Origin of the sequence: Novosphingobium sp. SL115 (genome assembly GCF_026672515.1) — a bacterium.
In the GTDB taxonomy this organism is placed as follows: domain Bacteria; phylum Pseudomonadota; class Alphaproteobacteria; order Sphingomonadales; family Sphingomonadaceae; genus Novosphingobium.
In genome coordinates this window covers 101,767-118,052 of the sequence record NZ_JAPPRG010000002.1, presented here as the reverse complement: position 1 = coordinate 118,052, position 16,286 = coordinate 101,767, and the positions used below count along the sequence as shown (strand labels likewise).

The following is a 16,286-nucleotide window of genomic DNA, read 5'->3' as shown; positions in this document are numbered from 1 at the left end:
CGCGTGGAGACCACGTTCCCACCCCCGTGTCAGGGTTGGTCAAGACCGGGACGGCCCGGCAGCACGATGGAGGCTGCTATGGCGTGGTTGATTCTTTTTCTTGCCGGACTGTTCGAGATCGTCTGGGCCTTTGCCATGAAGCAATCCGATGGCTTCACCCGGCCCGTGCCGACCATGATTATGGTCATCGCCATGTTGCTCAGTTTTGGTTTGCTGGCGTGGTCGATGCGTGTTCTGCCGCTTGGAACGGCCTATACCATATGGACCGGGATCGGCGCGGTGGGCGCGTTTATCGTGGGGGTGGCATTTTTGGGTGAGCCGCTGGGACCGCTGCGGGCGCTCGCAGCGGTCCTGATTGTCAGCGGACTTGTGATGATGAAACTGGCAACGCCGGCCTGATCGGGGTTACAAATTCGCTTTGAACAGCGCCAGCATCCGCGCCCACGCGCGGTCAGCCTGCACCTTGTCATATACCGGCGCATCCAGCGTGCACCAGCCATGCTGCGCCGGGTAAACCTCAATCTCGGCAAACCGCCCTGCTGCATCTGCAGCCGCACGGAACTTCACCTTGTCGTCCGGCGCGCGTTCATCGTCGTTCTGGGCGATGGCGATGAGGTAGGCGGCCTTGGTCTTGGCCAGCAGGTTGTTCGGGCTTTCGGGCGCGTCGCCCACAAGGCCACCGCCGTGGAACGAGGCTGCTGCGCCCACGCGGTCCGGGTTGGCAAAGGCGGTGCGCACGGTGAAGGGGCCGCCCATGCAATAGCCGCACGAACCGATCTTCTTCTTGGTGTCGACCTCGGCCTGCATGTCGAGCCATTTCACGAAAGCACCGGCATCGGACACGGTGCCCGCAGGCGTGATCGCGGCGATCATGGGTTTCAGCTTTTCCTGCCCCGGCGGCGTCCGCCATTCCATCAGCGAGCCGAGGATCGGCGCGGGGCTTGAGCGGTAATACTGGTTCACCACCAGCACGGCATAGCCCGCTTCGGCAAGCGTGGTGCCCATCGTCTTGTAGGCATCGCGCAGGCCCGCGATATCGGGCCACATGATCACGGCGGCATGGCTGCCCTTCTTGGGGTAAACGAAAAAGGCGTCCGCCTTGCCATCAGGCGTGTCGATCACGACATTGCGGCTGGCCGTGGCACCTTCTGCGGCAAAGCTGCATCCGGGCAGCACGGTCAGCGCCGCGGCACCTGCGCCCACAGTGGCAAATTCGCGCCGGTTGAGGGCTTTGCCGCCCAGCCATGCGGCGTTTTCGGCTTCGGTCAGTTCATCGCACATCGCTGGCTCCCACATTACCCATCCGGTTCGCAGCTTAACGGGCGCGGGGTCTTAGGCAAGGTGGTGACGTCGATCTGGAAGAATAAGCAGACGCCTGCATTTTCCCTCTCGCCAAGCTGCGGGAATTAGTTAGTGTTACATACTAATGATGCAGGCTTGGGAGAGTCGAACCATGAGTGATGCGGAAACCCGTCTGGCCGCGCTGGAAGCGCGCGTGACCGAACTGGAAGACATCAACGCCATCCGCCGCTTGCAGTGGGCCTATGGTTATTACATCGATTACAACCGCCCCGAAGAGGTGGCCGGGCTGTTTGCCAGGGACGGGGCGGTAGTGTTCCTGTCGGGCGAATATCGCGGATATGAAGGCGTGATCCGGCTTTACGGCACATGGTTCCAGAACCTGTTCACTGGCGGTCGCCGTGGCCCGGTGCATGGGCTTCTGCTCGATCATTTCCAGTTGCAGGATGTCATCACCATCGCGCCCGATGGACAGACCGCTACGGGACGATTCCGGGGCATTCTGGCCGGTGGCTGGCATGACGAGATCATGGATGCCAAGCCCGAAGGAATGCCGCAGCAATTCTGGGAATCGGGCATCTATGAGAACGATTACGTCAAGGAAGATGGCATCTGGAAAATCAAGCGGCTGGATTACATGATGCAGTGGCAGGCCGATTATGCCGATGGCTGGGCCAAGACCACCGCGCACCTGCAACCCGCCGCCGTGTGCTTCCCTGAAAACCCCATCGGCCCGGACGTGATTCTGCCCGAAAAGGAAGTGCGCCAGACCTGGCCGCACCGTCAGGAAGTGCCGATGAGCTTTGCCCATCCGGTGCTGGCGCACGCCTTTGCAGTGGGCGATTTCACCAAATTGCAGAAGAAGTGGCCCTAGGCGGGTAGCTTTCCGATGCGCGCCAACACTGCTGCGGCCACGCGGCGAAAGGCATCCCGGTCCCGCTGCGGCACACCCTTGAACAGGTCGTTGCCGACGCGGGACATGGACGGGATTGTCTGGGCAAAAAGCTGCTGTCCCGCGCCGGTCAGTCGCACCGGTTTGCGGCGGCGGTTGGACTTGTCCTGCCCCGGTTCGACCAGTCCGCGCTGGGTCAGCGCAGCAATCGCGCGGCTGACGTTCATCGGGGGAACGCCCATGATGTCAGACAGTTCGTGCCCGGCGAGTTCACCTTCACCGCCCAGCGCCAGCACGATGCGCAAATCGGTGTTGGTCAGCCCCATGGGTTCGGCCACGCCTTCGCGCATGGGCGTGCCAATGAACGTGCCCAGCTTCAACAGGTCGACCAGCAGGGCGACCTCGCCCGAAAGGGTGATGCCGGTATCGGCGTTTTGCGGGGCTTTCGGGGCCGGTTCTTGCGGGGGCGGGGCGTTCATCGCCCGCATCTATTGCCGCGTTCGCGCTTTGGGGCAAGACCTGTGGTGTGGTGTTTGTGCATCATAACCGGATTGCGGGAACCATCGCAAATGTTAGGCTTGCAAAGCGTAAATTAGTATGCCTTACTAACAAACATCGAGGCGGCTCCGGTAGAGAGCCAAACAGGAGAGGGGATATGGCAAAAGCCATGCGTACCACGTCATTCGTGCGTCTTTTTGCTGCGGGCAGCATGTCCGCGCTGGCTCTGGGTATGGCGGCGCCTGCCGTGGCTCAAGATGCCCAGGCCGAAACCGCGCCCACCGTCGGCGAAATCGTCGTTACCGCGCAGTTCCGTGAACAGCGCCTGCAGGATACCCCGCTGTCGATCACGGCAGTCGATGCCGCACTGCTGGCATCGCGCAACCAGACCGACATTTCACAGATTGCCGCACAGGCGCCGAACGTGCAACTGACCCAGATGGGCGGCGCATTCGGTTCGTCCATGGCGGCCTATATCCGTGGCATCGGCCAGTATGACTTCAACCCTGCCTATGAACCGGGCGTGGGCATCTATATCGATGACGTCTACTACGCCACACTGACCGGTTCGGTCATGGATCTTCTCGATCTGGATCGCGTCGAAGTGCTGCGCGGCCCGCAGGGCACGCTGACCGGGCGCAACTCCATCGGTGGTGCAATCAAGCTGTTTTCGGCCAAGCCGAACGAAGAAAGCAGCGGTTCGGTGGAAGCGGTCTATGGTTCGCGTCAGCGCACCGATCTGCGCGCAACTGCCAACTTCCCGCTGGCCGAGGGGCTCTATGCCCGCATTTCAGGCGTTTACAAGCGTCAGGAAGGCTATGTCGATCAGGTTGATTTCGGCTGCGCCAATCCCGGCAATTCGCTGGGCATCGGTGGCAACGCCTCCACGCCGAAGGACTGCGTGGTCGACAAGCTGGGTGAGCGTGATTACGCGGGTCTGCGCGGGTCGCTGCGCTATAATCCGAACGACAAGATCGACTGGATCGTAACCGGCGATTACACTTATGAAAACCGCACCAATGCGGCAGGCGTGATCGGCGTGACCAACCCGGCGCTGACCGGCGGGGTGGATTTTTCGTGTGGCAAGTTCTGCACGTATGCCGATTGGTATATGCCCGCAGGCGGTCAGGCCACGCAGGCTTACTACAACCCCAACAGCACCGAATTCGAAGGTTGGGGCGTTTCCAGCAACCTGACCGTGGGCCTGTCGGATTCGATCAACGTGCAGGCGATCACGGCCTATCGCGAATATACGCAGGTGTTCGGCACGGATGACGATTACACGCCGTACAGCCTGATCGCAGGTTCGGGTTTCAACGACCTGAGCTTCAAGTTCTTCAGCCAGGAACTGCGCGTCAACGGCAAGATCGGCGATATGGTCGACTGGACCATCGGCGGTTTCTACAACGACCAGACCTCGGTCTATTTCACCCGTCAAGACATTCGCTACATCGTGCCCATCGGTGTGCCGTCGCTGTTCCTGCAATTCCAGGGTGATGACCCGATCAAGGCCAACAGCAAGGCTGCGTTCGGCACCGTGATCGTCCGTCCGGTTGAAAACATGACCGTTACCGGCGGCATCCGCTACACCAAGGAGCACAAGGATTATACCTTCGTGCGCACGCAGTGGGATGGCGGCACGCTGAACGATATCTTCGGTGTCGGCGCGTTGAACGGCACGAAGTCTGTGTATGATGGCGACAAGATCGACTGGCGCATTTCGCTCGACTATCGCTTCAGCCCTGAAGTTCTGGCCTATGCCACGGTCAGCACCGGCTTCAAGGGCGGCGGTGTCACCGCGCGTCCGTTCACCAAGAATCAGGCGATCAACGGCACGTTCGATCCTGAAACGCTGACCGCCTATGAAGTGGGCTTGAAGACCGATTTGCTGGATCGCAAGCTGCGCCTTAACCTTTCGGGCTTCTACAACGATTACAAGAACATCCAGCTTCCCATTGGCGACTGTTCGGTGCTTGACGGTTTTGCGCCGGGCACGGGGCCGTTCCCTTGCGCCGCAATCCAGAACGCGGGCGATGGCGAGATGTATGGTCTTGAACTCGAAATGTCGGCGCACCCGGTCGAAGGCTTCGATATCGATGCTTCGCTGAGCTGGATCGACGGCAAGTGGAAGCGCATCGACGCGGCCGCTCAGGGCGCCCTGCGCGTCGAAGATCCGATCACCACGCCAGCATGGCGCGCCAGCCTTGGCCTGCAATACAAGGCGGATCTGGGCACGTCGGGTTCGATCACGCCGCGCTTCGACCTGACCTATGTCGGCAAGCAGACAGTTGGCCGCCTTATCAATGCGGGCGTGTTCACCGATCTGCAGTACAACCCGTCGATCACGCTGGGCAATGCGCGCCTGACATGGAAGAACGCGGACGAGGATCTGGCCATTTCGCTTGAAGTGCAGAACCTGTTCAACAAGTACTACTATCTGCCGCTGCGCTTTGCGGCTGTCTATTCCTTCGTCGGCACGTCGTATTCCAACGTCGGTCGCCCGCGTGAATGGGGGCTGTCGGTACGCAAGACGTTCTGATCGACAGCATATCAGGATGAGGGATGGGGGCGGCCTGCAAAGGTCGCCCCTTTTTCTATTGGCCCAAACTCTACCAAATGTTAGCGTTGTCTCTGCGAGCCGAATCCGGCCGTGGTGCGCGGGTGCTGCGCAGGAGAGATGGCCGATGCTGGATCGCGATGCCTATGATCGCTATGTCGCCGCGTTCAACGCGAAGGATTATGATGCGGTGGCGGACTTTTATGTCGATCCGCCACTGATGACCTTTTTCGGCGTAGAAATCCGGTCGCGCGCCGCGCTCAAGGATTTCTATGCCTTCCTGCATGACCATGTGATTGAAAGCGTGCGCGTGCTGAACTTTGCCGCATCCGAAACGCTGACCGCCATCGACGCGGTGATCCGGGTGGAAGCAGTGAAAGACCTGACCCGCGAAGCGCTGGACGCGCGTGGGCTGACCGGATTTTTCCCGATTGCTGCAGGCGATGTGCAGGAAATGCGGCAGTTCATCTTCTACACGATGCAAAATGCCAAGATTGCCCGCGTTGAATGCGCGCTGGCCTGAGATTACACAATATTCCTGAGAGGAACGCAAAAGCCATGAATCCCGAAGGCGTTAACGTCGCCCATCCCGACAAGCTGTTCATCGGGGGCCGTTGGGTACCCGCCCATTCCGGCCGGATGATTGATCTGATTTCGCCCAACAGCGAACAGGTTGTGGGCCGCGTGGCCGAAGCGGACGAGGCGGACATGGACGCCGCCGTCGCCGCCGCGCGCGAAGCTTTCGACAATGGGCCATGGCCAACCACGCCACCTGCCGAACGCATCGCCGCGTTCCGTCGCATGGTGGCGTATCTGGAGGGGCGCGTGCCCGAACTGGCGAAGGCATGGACCGCACAGATGGGCGGTCTTGCCTCGTTCGCAGGGCCGATGCACGGCGGCAGCGTGATGGCGCTGGGCCAGATTGCGGGCTTTGCCGAAAGCTTCGAATTTGTCGAACGCCGCCCCAGCCACGCGGCGGAAGCGGCGTTGATCGCTTATGAACCGGTGGGCGTGGTGGCGGCCATCGCGCCGTGGAACGGGCCGTTCGGCATCATGGCCAACAAGGTCGCCTATGCGCTGTTGACCGGTTGCACGGTGATTATGAAGCCGTCACCCGAAACGCCGCTGGAAGCCTATATCATTGCCGAGGCGGCAGAGGCGGCGAGCATTCCGGCAGGCATCGTCAATCTGGTGACCGGCCACCGCGAGGCGAGCGACCATCTGGTCTGCAACGACGGCGTGGACAAGGTTTCGTTCACCGGGTCGACCGTGGCGGGGCGGCGCATCGCGTCGGTCTGCGGCGGGCGCATGGCGCGCTGCACGCTGGAACTGGGCGGCAAATCGGCGGCCATCGTGCGTGACGATTTCCCCATCGATGCAGCGGCAAAGATGCTGGCAGGCACGATAACGATGATGTCAGGACAGGTCTGTGCGATGTTGAGCCGGGTGATCGTGCCGCGCCACCGGCATGATGAACTGGCCGCAGCCATCGCCGCCGAAATGAAGCAGGTGCGCATCGGCCATTCCGACGATCCCGAAACCCAGCTTGGCCCGGTGGCGATGAAGCGCCAGTTGGAACGGATCGAAATGTATATCGAGGAAGGCAAGGCCAGCGCTGATCTGGTGACCGGCGGCGGGCGGCCTGCGCATCTGAACCGTGGCTATTTCATCGAACCCACGCTGTTCGCCAATGTGCGCAACGACAGCCGCATCGCGCAGGAGGAAATCTTCGGCCCGGTGCTCAGCCTGATCCCGGTGGAGGATGAGGAAGACGCGATCCGCACCGCCAATGCCAGCGCCTATGGCCTGAACGGGTCGGTGCTGACGACCGATGCGGATGCAGCCTATCGCATCGCCCGCCGTGTGCGCACCGGAGGGTTCGGGCAGAACGGGCTGCGCATGGACTTTGGCCTGCCGTTCGGCGGGTTCAAGCAATCGGGCATCGGGCGCGAAGGCGGGCTGGAAGGGCTGTTCCCCTATCTGGAAATGAAGACCATCCTGATCGACGGGATGCCAAAAGCACTTTGAAACGGGAGAGAGCATGACCGGGCATATCGCGGGAAAATCCATCGTCATTACGGGCGCGGGCGGCGGCTTTGGCGGGCTTGTCGCGCGCAAGGCGGCGGCTCTGGGTGCGCAGGTCACTTGCGGGGACATCAATCTGGCAGCGGCGCAGGCCGTGGTGGCCGAAATTGTCGCCGCCGGGGGCAAGGCGCAGGCGGTTGAGGTGGATGTGACCAGCCTGCCTGCGGTCAAAGCGCTGGTTGCCCGCGCGCTGGAGGCGTTCGGCGCGGTGGACGTCATGGTCAACAATGCAGGCATCATGCCGCTGGCCTTCATTGCCGACCACGAAGCGGCCTACCCCGCGTGGGAGCGTTGCATCGACATCAACATCAAGGGTGTGCTGAACGGCATGGTCGCCGCGCATGATGCGATGATTGCGGCGGGGCGCGGGCAGATGGTCAATATCTCGTCGATCTATGGCAATTTCCCGGTGGTCGGCGCGGCTGTCTATGGCGCGTCGAAGGCGGCGGTGAACTTTCTGTCGGAATCTCTGCGCGTGGAAAGCCGGGGCAAGATCAAGGTAACGACGATCAAGCCCACCGGGGTTCCGGCCACGGGACTGTCAGGCACCATCGTCAACATGGGCGCAGCCGTAGGCATTCTGGCGCACAACACGGCTGATTTCATGGAAATGTCGGAACAGATGGCGGCGGGCACGTTCCCGGCGGAAAAGCTCGATCCCGAAGCGATGGATTATGCCAGCCTTGCGCCAGAATACATCGCCGATGCGGTGATCCATGCCATCGATCAGCCGCTGGGCGTATCGATTGCGGAAGTGACCGTGCGCGCGGCGGGGGATCACTTCGTTTTGTGACAAACAAAAACCCCCGCCTGGATGGGGCGGGGGTTTTCAATCCCGTCATGGGGCCGATCAGCGGATCGGGCAGTCGGGCGACAGGCGCATGTCGAGGTAGTTGTCGACCGCGCGCATCATGTCGTCCATTTCGTTTTCGAAGAAGTGGTTGGCGCGGGGCACTTCATCATGGTGGATGGTGATGTGCTTTTGCGTGCGCAGCTTGTCGACCAGCTTCTGCACCGCGTTGGGGGTGACCACCGTATCGGCAGTGCCCTGCACGATGATGCCCGATGCGGGGCAGGGGGCAAGGAAGCTGAAATCATACATGTTGGCGGGCGGCGCGACCGAGATGAAACCGCGGATTTCCGGGCGGCGCATCAGCAGTTGCATGCCGATCAGCGCGCCGAACGAATAGCCCGCGATCCAGGTGGTGCTGGCTTCGGGGTGGATCGACTGTACCCAGTCGAGCGCTGCTGCGGCATCGGACAGTTCGCCAATGCCGTTGTCAAAGCTGCCCTGCGAACGGCCAACGCCACGGAAGTTGAAGCGCAGCGTGGCGAACCCGCGCGCGACGAAGGTCTTGTACATCGCCTGCGTGATGCGATCGTTCATCGTGCCACCCGCTTGAGGGTGGGGATGCAGGATCATGGCCACCGGTGCGCGGGCGCGCGTGGCGGGCTGAAAACGACCTTCGAGACGGCCTTCGGGGCCGGGAAAAATGACTGCGGGCATTGCCTGTCCTGCTTGCCTGTGTTCTGGCCACGACGGCAAGGACTGCCGGGGCTGGGAATTGCGTTGATCGCTATATAGAAATGAACCTTCACAAAGCAATCTTTGCAAACAGCACCGGAACCGAAGTTGCCCGCAAATCCGATCTATCTTGACCATGCCGCCACCACACCGCTGCTGCCACAGGCAATGGCGGCGATGCAGGACGGGTGGGCTGCATGGGCCAATCCTTCGAGTCCCCACGCCGCCGGGCGTGCGGCAAGGGCGGCGTTTGAAGACGCGCGGGCGCGGCTGAAAGCGGCGCTGGGCTGGCAGGGCGAAGTGATCTTCACCAGCGGGGCGAGCGAGGCGCTGGCGCTGGGCATAGGTCGGGCCAAGGTGAGCCAAGTGCTTGTTTCAGCAGTGGAACATGATGCGGCGCTGCGGGTGGCGAGCGCTGCGGCAAGGCTGTCTGTGGGGGCAGATGGCGCGGCTGACCTGAACGCCCTTGAAACGCACCTGAACGGCACCGACCGCGCGCTGGTGGTGGTGCAGCAGGTCAACAGCGAAACCGGCGTGATGCAGGACATGAAGGCGGTGGCCGATCTGGTTCGCGCGGCGGGTGGCATGTTGTTGTGCGATGCCGCGCAAGGGGCCGGAAAGATCCCGCTGCCGCCCGCCGATATGGTGGTAATTGCTGCCCACAAGTTTGGCGGGCCGGTGGGCGCAGGGGCGCTGCTGGTGCGTGACTATGGCCTGCTGGAACCCAGCGGGGGGCAGGAACGCGGCTATCGCGGCGGGACCGAGGCCTTGCCACTGGTGCTGGGCATGGTGGCGGCGCTTGAGGCGGGGAATGCGTGGATGGCGCAGGCGGCAGCTTTGCGCGAGATGCTGGAATCGGAACTGGTGGCAGCGGGCGCGCAGGTGATTGCGGCTGGCGCCCCGCGCATTGCGACGATTGGCGCCTATCGGATGCCGGGCAAATCCAGCGCGGCGCAATTGATCCGGTTCGATGGCGCGGGGATTGCCGTTTCGGCGGGCAGCGCGTGTTCTTCCGGCTCTTTGAAGCCCAGCCATGTGCTGACCGCGATGGGGGTTGAGGGGCTTTCCGAAGTGATCCGCGTGTCCATCGGACGCGAAACCACCGAGGCGGACATTGCCCGGTTTGTGCAGGTGTGGCGGGAGATCCGGGGGTGATCTATCTCGATTATCAGGCGTCCACGCCGCTGGCTCCCGAAGCGCGCACCGCGATGCTGCCGTGGTTGGCCGGGCCAGACGCGCCGGGATTTGCCAATCCGCACAGCCCGCATCGCTGGGGCCGTGCCGCAGCGGCGGCAGTGGAAGTGGCGCGGGCGCAAGTGGCAGGGCTTTTCCCGGCAGGCGGGCGCGTGATTTTCACCTCCGGGGCGACCGAGGCGCTGAATCTGGCGATCATCGGTTCGGGGCGAAAACGGCTGGCGGTGTCGGCCATCGAACATGCCGCCGTGCTGGATACTGCGCGATTCGTTGATCCAGATGTGGCGCTGCTGCCGGTGGATGGCGAGGGGCTGGTTGATCCTGCCGTGGCTGTTCCCCAAGGCACCGGGCTTGTTGCCGTAATGCAGGTGAACAACGAGATCGGCACGGTGCAGCCAGTGGATGCACTGGCGGCGCGGGCGCAGGCGGCTGGCGCGCTGTTCCTGTGCGATGCTGTGCAGGGGGCGGGTAAGATCGCTGTGCCGCAAGGGGCCGATATGATCGCGGTTTCGGCGCACAAGCTTTATGGGCCGAAAGGCATTGGCGCGCTGTGGGTGCGGGACGGGATCGATCTGCAACCGCTGATCCACGGTGGCGGGCAGGAAGGTGGATTGCGGTCGGGCACGCTGTCTCCGGCCTTGTGCGCGGGTTTTGGTGCAGCGGCGGCGCTGTGCACAAGTCTGGGGGCAAGCGATGCGCAGCATGTGGAAAAGCTGTGGAATCTGGCGCGCGGCCTGTTTGAAGGCTGGATGCTGAACGGCAGCGCAGAGGCGCGGTGGCGCGGAAATCTGAACGTCCGGCTGGCAGGGCTGGACGTGAGCCGAGTGTTGTCGGAATGCCGCAGTGTGGCATTTTCTGCCGGGTCGGCCTGTGCAAGTGGCTCTGGCAGGCCAAGCCATGTCTTGCGTGCGCTGGGACTTTCCGACAGGGATAGCAAAACCGCGATCCGGCTTGGGTTCGGACGCTACACCGGGGAACAGGAACTGGAACAGGCTGCTGCGGCAATTCTTGCCGCTGCAAGGTCGCAGGGAGTCTGGTAAACCATGGTCAGCGTCACCTTCGTTACATCGCAGGGCGAAAAGATCGCCGCGCAAGGCGAGGTGGGGCAACGCCTGCTGGAACTGGGGCAGGCCAGAGGGATGCCGCTGGAGGGCACCTGCGAAGGCCAGATGGCCTGTTCAACCTGCCACGTCATCATTGCTGGCGACTGGTTCGACCGTCTGCCCGCCGCAGTTGATGATGAAGAGGACATGCTGGATCTGGCCGCCGGAGTAACCCGCACAAGCCGTCTTTCCTGCCAGATCGAACTGACCGAGGCGCTGGACGGGCTGGTCGTGCATGTGCCGGCAGAGGCGCGGGACATGCAGGGGCGGTAAGGCCCGACTGCGCTGCTTGCCGGTAAAAAGGCCGGGAACCACCGCCGCGGACAGGCTTTGACATCAAGATGTTGATTGCCACCAAGCCCGCCGCGCCTGAACTGGACGCGCAAGCCCAACTCTTTTTCACTGAAACCGCAGGCTGGATTTCCGCCAATTGGTTGAAAATCACCATTGCCGTCGGCATGGCCGCGCTGATCGTGGCCGTGCTGCTGGCAGTGCAGAAACTGGCGCAGCGGCTGTGCCATGAAGGCGATGCGCTGGTCAGTTGGCGCACGATCATCGGCAGACTGGCAGCGCGCACGCGGTTCTGGTTTCTGGTGATCGTGGCGGCGCGGGTTGTCGATGGTTATGCGCAGGCGCCGCAATTGCTGGATCAGACCATTGGTTTCCTGTTCACCATTGGCCTGACATTCCAGGCGGCAATCTGGGCGCGCGAAGTGGTGCTGGGTGTGGTCGAGCACCGCGCCGGAGAAGCGCAGAACGCCAATGGCGCGTTGAGTTCGGCCATGGGTATCATCCGGGCGCTGGTGACGTTTCTGGTCTTTGCCATCGCGCTGGTGCTGATCCTTGGCAATCTGGGCGTAAACGTGGCGGGCCTGATCGCCGGGCTTGGCATCGGCGGCATTGCCATCGGCCTTGCCGCACAGGGTATCTTTTCAGACCTTTTTGCCGGAATTTCGATTCTGTTCGACCGTCCGTTCAAGGTGGGCGATGTCATAAGCTATGACAGCAGCATGGGCACGGTCGAGCAGATCGGCATGCGCACCACGCGCATTCGCGCGATGACCGGGGAACTGATGATCATTTCGAACAAGAACCTGCTGGACAAGGAAATCCGCAATGTCACAGCGCGGGACCATATCCGGCTGACGTTCACCTTGGGGGTGACCTATGAAACCCCACCTGAAACGCTGGCGCGCATTCCAGCCATTCTGCGCGAAATGGGTGAGGCTGAAGGTGCTAAAGTTGCGCGCGCAGGATTTGAATCATTTGGCGCAAGTTCACTGGATTTCATGTTCATTATCGACATCACAGGGTCCGATTGGGGCATCGCGCATCCCACCCGTGACCGGTTGCTGGTGACGATCATGCAGCGCTTTGCGGCAGAGGGTATCAATCTGGCTTACCCGACGCAGACATCCTATACCGCAGCGCCCGATGGCACGCTGATTATGCCTTATCCTGAAGGTGGTGTGGCCGATCAACGCTGATGTTTGATGCCCCGCCCTCGCAGAGAACAGGCGTTTGTTTGCTGGACCGCTCTTTTGATAGCTTGCCGTAGGCGGCAATTTGCGGTCCCATACGGCAAGTATTCAATAAAGGATGCCGATGGCTGCGATCAATCTTCCCCGTGTGATGCGGGTTGGCGGTGGCGCGTTGCGCGAACTTCCCGAAGCCATGGCGCAATGCGGGGTTTCACGTCCCTTCGTGGTGACCGATGGCTTTCTGGCAAGCAGCGGCATGGTGGCGCAGATGGTGGCCGTGCTGGAAGCTGCGGGGATGAAGGCCACGGTGTTTGCCGATACCGTGCCTGACCCCACCGTTGCAGTGGTCGAAACCGCGCTGGAAGCGCTGCGGTGGAGTGGCAGCGATTGCGTGATCGGGTTTGGCGGGGGCAGCCCCATCGACACGGCCAAGGCGATTGCTGCGCTGGCGCTGAATCCGCGACCGATTCCGACGATGAAGGCGCCTGCGGTAACCGATGTGCCGGGTCTGCCGATCATCGCGGTACCGACCACGGCGGGGACTGGATCGGAAGCGACCAAGTTCACCATCGTCACCGATGAGGCGACGAGCGAGAAGATGCTGTGCGCTGGGCTTGCGTTTCTGCCGACCATTGCCATCGTCGATTTCGAACTGACCATGGCCAAGCCTGCGCGGCTGACCGCCGATACGGGCATCGATTCGCTGACTCACGCGATTGAGGCGTATGTTTCGAAGAGGGCCAATCCGTTTTCCGATGCCATGGCCATTTCCGCGATGAAGCTGATTGCGCCCAATATCCGCACCGCCTGCACCGAACCCGGCAACCGGGCGGCGCGTGAGGCGATGATGGTGGGCGCGCATCACGCGGGTATCGCCTTTTCCAACGCCAGCGTGGCGCTGGTGCATGGGATGAGCCGCCCGATTGGCGCGTTCTTCCATGTGCCGCACGGGCTTTCCAATGCGATGTTGTTACCTGCGATCACTGCCTTTTCCGCCCCTGCTGCGCTGGCCCGCTATGCTGCCTGCGCGCGGGCGATGGGTGTGGCCGCAGCCGATGAAGGCGATCAGTCCGCCGTGGCGCGATTGCTGGAGGAGCTGGCGGCGCTGAATGCCGACCTTGGCGTGCCCAGCCCGCGCGCGCACGGCATTGCGCCAGAACGCTGGGAGCAGTTTATCCCTGAAATGGCGCGACAGGCGCTGGCTTCGGGATCACCTGCCAACAATCCGCGCGTTCCCGACGTGGCGCAGATTGAACAGCTTTATATCGAGGCGTTCGGATAGGCCCTTTTTTGGGGAATGCGGACCTGCCCCGGCTTTCGTTCGGGTGGCTGTGTTGCTAGGACGTTCCTGACATGGCCATAACCACCGATAACGAATCCGATCCGTTCGACGCAATCGTCGATGCCCCGTTCGATTCTGCGCTGTCGCAGCGCTATCTGGTCTATGCGCTGTCGACCATTACGGCGCGGTCGCTGCCTGATCTGCGCGACGGTTTGAAGCCGGTGCATCGGCGGCTGTTGTGGGCGATGCGGCAGTTAAAGCTAAACCCGACGGACGCCTTCAAGAAATCAGCCCGCGTGGTGGGCGACGTGATCGGCAAATATCACCCGCATGGCGATGCCAGCGTTTACGATGCAATGGTGCGTCTGGCGCAGGATTGGTCACTGCGGTATCCGCTGGTCGAAGGGCAGGGCAACTTCGGCAATATCGATGGCGATAACGCGGCAGCCTATCGCTATACCGAAGCACGGCTGACGCGCACGGCGATGCAACTGATGGCCGGGCTGGATGAAGGCACGGTCAACTTCGTACCGACCTATAACGGCGAGGACGAAGAGCCGGAAATCTTCCCCGGCCTGTTCCCCAACCTGCTGGCCAACGGGTCAAGCGGCATTGCTGTGGGCATGGCCACCAATATTCCCAGCCATAACGTTGCCGAAATTATCGACGCCACGCTGATGCTGATCGACAATCCCCATGCCGAACATGCCCAGTTGATGGAAGTGTTCCACGGTCCGGACTTTGCCACCGGCGGCGTTGTGGTGGAAAGCCCGGCGGCGATTTCGGCGGCGTATGAAACCGGGCGCGGGTCCATCCGGGTGCGGGCGCGCTTTTCCACCGGGCGCGACGAAAGCGGCGCTTGGGAAGAAACCGGGGTTGAAAAGCTGGGCAGCGGGCAGTGGCAACTGGTCGTGTCCGAAATTCCGTACATGGTGCAGAAGGGCAAGCTGATCGAACAGATCGCCGCGCTGATCGCGGACAAGAAGTTGCCCATTCTGGAAGACGTGCGCGATGAATCGGACGAGGCGATCCGTATCGTGCTGGTGCCCAAGAGCCGAAATGTCGATCCGGAACTGCTCAAGGAATCGCTGTATAAGCTGACCGATCTGGAAAACCGGTTCGGCCTGAACCTGAACGTGCTGGACGCGCGGCGCACCCCCGGTGTGCTGGGGCTAAAGCTGATGTTGCAGGAATGGGTCCTTTCCCAGATCGACATCATGCTGCGGCGGTCGCGCCACCGGCTGGACAAGATCGAGGCACGGCTGGAACTGCTGGGCGGTTACATCATCGCCTATCTCAACCTTGACCGGATCATCGAGATCATCCGCTCCGAGGATGAACCCAAGCCGGTGATGATGGCCGAGTTCGAGCTGACCGACCGGCAGGCCGAAGCGATCCTCAACATGCGGTTGCGGTCTTTGCGCAAGCTTGAGGAAATGGAGCTGCGCAAGGAGCGTGACGCGCTGCTGGCAGAACAGGACGAACTGCAAAAGCTGCTCGACAATCCCGCCCGCCAGCGCACCCGGCTGAAGCGCGATCTGAATGCGCTGCGCAAGGATTACGGCGAGAATACCGTGCTGGGCCGTCGCCGCACCACCATTGCCGAAGCCGCGCCGACGCGCGAATTCAACATGGACGCAATGATCGAAAAGGAACCGGTGACGGTGATCCTTTCGGCCAAGGGTTGGATCAGGGCGGCCAGAGGGCATGTGCCGCTGGATGGCGATTTCAAGTTCAAGGAAGGCGATGGCCCTGCCTATGCCTTCCACGCGCAGACCACGGACAAGCTGCTGGTGGCGGTGGACAATGGCCGGTTCTACACGCTGGGGGCCGACAAATTGCCGGGTGCGCGCGGGTTTGGCGAACCTATCCGCACGATGGTGGATATCGACCCCGAAGCCCATATCGTCAGCGTGGTGATCTATAAGCCCAAGGGCCAGTTGCTGCTGGCGGCCAATACCGGGCGCGGATTTGCCGCCGAGATGGACGAATTGCTGGCCGAAACCCGCAAGGGGCGCGGGGTAGTATCGACCAAGCCGGGCGTGAAGCTGGTGGTGGTGCGCGAAATCGCAGCCGAGCATGACCACGTTGCCGTGATTGGCGAAAACCGCAAGCTGGTGATCTTTGCCCTGTCCGAAGTGCCGATCCTTGGCAAAGGGCAGGGGGTGACCCTGCAACGCTACAAGGATGGCGAGATGGCCGATGTCATCACGCTGCGGCTGGAGGACGGACTGTCCTGGGCGATGGGCGGCGATACCGGGCGCACGCGGATCGAGAAGGACTTGCTGCCGTGGAAGGTGGCGCGTGGCGCGGCGGGCCGTTTGCCGCCCAATGGTTTCCCGCGCGACAACAAGTTCTGATTTTCTGATG

The 16,286-nt window shown here is 62.1% G+C and carries 15 protein-coding genes; 12 read left to right on the top strand and 3 right to left on the bottom strand.

Features of this window, described 5'->3' with window-relative positions:
• The first annotated feature begins 78 nt into the window (after positions 1 to 78).
• Positions 79 to 399: a DMT family transporter gene (locus OVA07_RS02040; protein ID WP_268169805.1), complete on the top strand. Its 321-nt coding sequence runs from the start codon at positions 79 to 81 to the stop codon at positions 397 to 399.
• Positions 400 to 405: 6 nt separating this feature from the next.
• Here the strand turns inward: OVA07_RS02040 and OVA07_RS02035 are convergent, their stop codons facing one another.
• Positions 406 to 1,281 carry a dienelactone hydrolase family protein gene (locus OVA07_RS02035; protein WP_268169804.1) on the bottom strand — a complete coding sequence of 292 codons (876 nt, stop codon included), beginning with the start codon at positions 1,279 to 1,281 and terminating at the stop codon, positions 406 to 408.
• Between the two features lie 172 nt (positions 1,282 to 1,453).
• On the opposite strand from OVA07_RS02035, the gene OVA07_RS02030 reads away from it, so the two are divergent.
• Entirely contained in the window at positions 1,454 to 2,173 is a 720-nt protein-coding gene (locus OVA07_RS02030) for a nuclear transport factor 2 family protein (RefSeq protein ID WP_268169803.1), read from the top strand.
• On the opposite strand, the gene OVA07_RS02025 is transcribed toward OVA07_RS02030, so the two are convergent.
• Positions 2,170 to 2,670, bottom strand: a complete 501-nt coding sequence (locus OVA07_RS02025) for a MarR family winged helix-turn-helix transcriptional regulator (protein ID WP_268169802.1) — start codon at positions 2,668 to 2,670, stop codon at positions 2,170 to 2,172. The genes OVA07_RS02030 and OVA07_RS02025 overlap by 4 nt on opposite strands.
• Positions 2,671 to 2,846: 176 nt before the next feature.
• Between OVA07_RS02025 and OVA07_RS02020 the strand changes: the two genes are divergently transcribed.
• The 4 genes from OVA07_RS02020 to OVA07_RS02005 all read left to right on the top strand — a co-directional run bounded on the left by OVA07_RS02020 (position 2,847) and on the right by OVA07_RS02005 (position 8,124).
• Positions 2,847 to 5,228, top strand: a complete 2,382-nt coding sequence (locus OVA07_RS02020) for a TonB-dependent receptor (RefSeq protein ID WP_268169801.1) — start codon at positions 2,847 to 2,849, stop codon at positions 5,226 to 5,228.
• A gap of 145 nt (positions 5,229 to 5,373) precedes the next feature.
• Positions 5,374 to 5,769 carry a ketosteroid isomerase family protein gene (locus tag OVA07_RS02015; RefSeq protein WP_268169800.1) on the top strand — a complete coding sequence of 132 codons (396 nt, stop codon included), beginning with the start codon at positions 5,374 to 5,376 and terminating at the stop codon, positions 5,767 to 5,769.
• Positions 5,770 to 5,804: 35 nt separating this feature from the next.
• Positions 5,805 to 7,274, top strand: coding sequence for an aldehyde dehydrogenase (locus OVA07_RS02010; protein ID WP_268169799.1), 1,470 nt, complete (start codon positions 5,805 to 5,807; stop codon positions 7,272 to 7,274).
• 13 nt (positions 7,275 to 7,287) lie between these two features.
• Complete coding sequence (locus OVA07_RS02005; RefSeq protein WP_268169798.1) at positions 7,288 to 8,124, top strand: SDR family oxidoreductase; 837 nt, start codon at positions 7,288 to 7,290, stop codon at positions 8,122 to 8,124.
• Between the two features lie 57 nt (positions 8,125 to 8,181).
• Here the strand turns inward: OVA07_RS02005 and OVA07_RS02000 are convergent, their stop codons facing one another.
• Positions 8,182 to 8,838 carry an alpha/beta hydrolase gene (locus tag OVA07_RS02000; RefSeq protein WP_268169797.1) on the bottom strand — a complete coding sequence of 219 codons (657 nt, stop codon included), beginning with the start codon at positions 8,836 to 8,838 and terminating at the stop codon, positions 8,182 to 8,184.
• A gap of 126 nt (positions 8,839 to 8,964) precedes the next feature.
• On the opposite strand from OVA07_RS02000, the gene OVA07_RS01995 reads away from it, so the two are divergent.
• The 6 genes from OVA07_RS01995 to parC all read left to right on the top strand — a co-directional run bounded on the left by OVA07_RS01995 (position 8,965) and on the right by parC (position 16,276).
• Positions 8,965 to 10,011: a cysteine desulfurase family protein gene (locus OVA07_RS01995; protein WP_268169796.1), complete on the top strand. Its 1,047-nt coding sequence runs from the start codon at positions 8,965 to 8,967 to the stop codon at positions 10,009 to 10,011.
• A complete protein-coding gene (locus OVA07_RS01990; protein ID WP_268169795.1) occupies positions 10,008 to 11,090 on the top strand; it encodes a cysteine desulfurase family protein in 1,083 nt (360 codons plus the stop codon). Before OVA07_RS01995 ends, OVA07_RS01990 begins: the two co-directional genes overlap by 4 nt.
• Positions 11,091 to 11,093: 3 nt before the next feature.
• Positions 11,094 to 11,426 carry a 2Fe-2S iron-sulfur cluster-binding protein gene (locus OVA07_RS01985; protein WP_268169794.1) on the top strand — a complete coding sequence of 111 codons (333 nt, stop codon included), beginning with the start codon at positions 11,094 to 11,096 and terminating at the stop codon, positions 11,424 to 11,426.
• Between the two features lie 68 nt (positions 11,427 to 11,494).
• Positions 11,495 to 12,640: a mechanosensitive ion channel family protein gene (locus tag OVA07_RS01980; RefSeq protein WP_268169793.1), complete on the top strand. Its 1,146-nt coding sequence runs from the start codon at positions 11,495 to 11,497 to the stop codon at positions 12,638 to 12,640.
• A gap of 118 nt (positions 12,641 to 12,758) precedes the next feature.
• On the top strand, positions 12,759 to 13,916 hold the full coding sequence (locus OVA07_RS01975; protein ID WP_268169792.1) for an iron-containing alcohol dehydrogenase: 1,158 nt from the start codon (positions 12,759 to 12,761) through the stop codon (positions 13,914 to 13,916).
• A gap of 71 nt (positions 13,917 to 13,987) precedes the next feature.
• Positions 13,988 to 16,276 (top strand): DNA topoisomerase IV subunit A, encoded by a 2,289-nt coding sequence (parC, locus tag OVA07_RS01970; protein ID WP_268169791.1) that lies wholly within the window; start codon positions 13,988 to 13,990, stop codon positions 16,274 to 16,276.
• The last annotated feature ends 10 nt before the right edge of the window (positions 16,277 to 16,286 follow it).

Excerpts from the sequence above, each read along its gene's own strand:
- OVA07_RS02040 (WP_268169805.1), top strand. The coding sequence starts at position 79 with ATGGCGTGGTTGATTCTTTTTCTTGCCGGACTGTTCGAGATCGTCTGG.
- OVA07_RS01975 (WP_268169792.1), top strand. The coding sequence starts at position 12,759 with ATGGCTGCGATCAATCTTCCCCGTGTGATGCGGGTTGGCGGTGGCGCG.
- OVA07_RS02035 (WP_268169804.1), bottom strand. The coding sequence starts at position 1,281 with ATGTGCGATGAACTGACCGAAGCCGAAAACGCCGCATGGCTGGGCGGC.
- parC (WP_268169791.1), top strand. The coding sequence starts at position 13,988 with ATGGCCATAACCACCGATAACGAATCCGATCCGTTCGACGCAATCGTC.
- OVA07_RS02030 (WP_268169803.1), top strand. The coding sequence starts at position 1,454 with ATGAGTGATGCGGAAACCCGTCTGGCCGCGCTGGAAGCGCGCGTGACC.
- OVA07_RS02015 (WP_268169800.1), top strand. The coding sequence starts at position 5,374 with ATGCTGGATCGCGATGCCTATGATCGCTATGTCGCCGCGTTCAACGCG.
- OVA07_RS02005 (WP_268169798.1), top strand. The coding sequence starts at position 7,288 with ATGACCGGGCATATCGCGGGAAAATCCATCGTCATTACGGGCGCGGGC.
- OVA07_RS01985 (WP_268169794.1), top strand. The coding sequence starts at position 11,094 with ATGGTCAGCGTCACCTTCGTTACATCGCAGGGCGAAAAGATCGCCGCG.
- OVA07_RS02010 (WP_268169799.1), top strand. The coding sequence starts at position 5,805 with ATGAATCCCGAAGGCGTTAACGTCGCCCATCCCGACAAGCTGTTCATC.
- OVA07_RS02000 (WP_268169797.1), bottom strand. The coding sequence starts at position 8,838 with ATGCCCGCAGTCATTTTTCCCGGCCCCGAAGGCCGTCTCGAAGGTCGT.
- OVA07_RS02025 (WP_268169802.1), bottom strand. The coding sequence starts at position 2,670 with ATGAACGCCCCGCCCCCGCAAGAACCGGCCCCGAAAGCCCCGCAAAAC.
- OVA07_RS02020 (WP_268169801.1), top strand. The coding sequence starts at position 2,847 with ATGGCAAAAGCCATGCGTACCACGTCATTCGTGCGTCTTTTTGCTGCG.
- OVA07_RS01980 (WP_268169793.1), top strand. The coding sequence starts at position 11,495 with ATGTTGATTGCCACCAAGCCCGCCGCGCCTGAACTGGACGCGCAAGCC.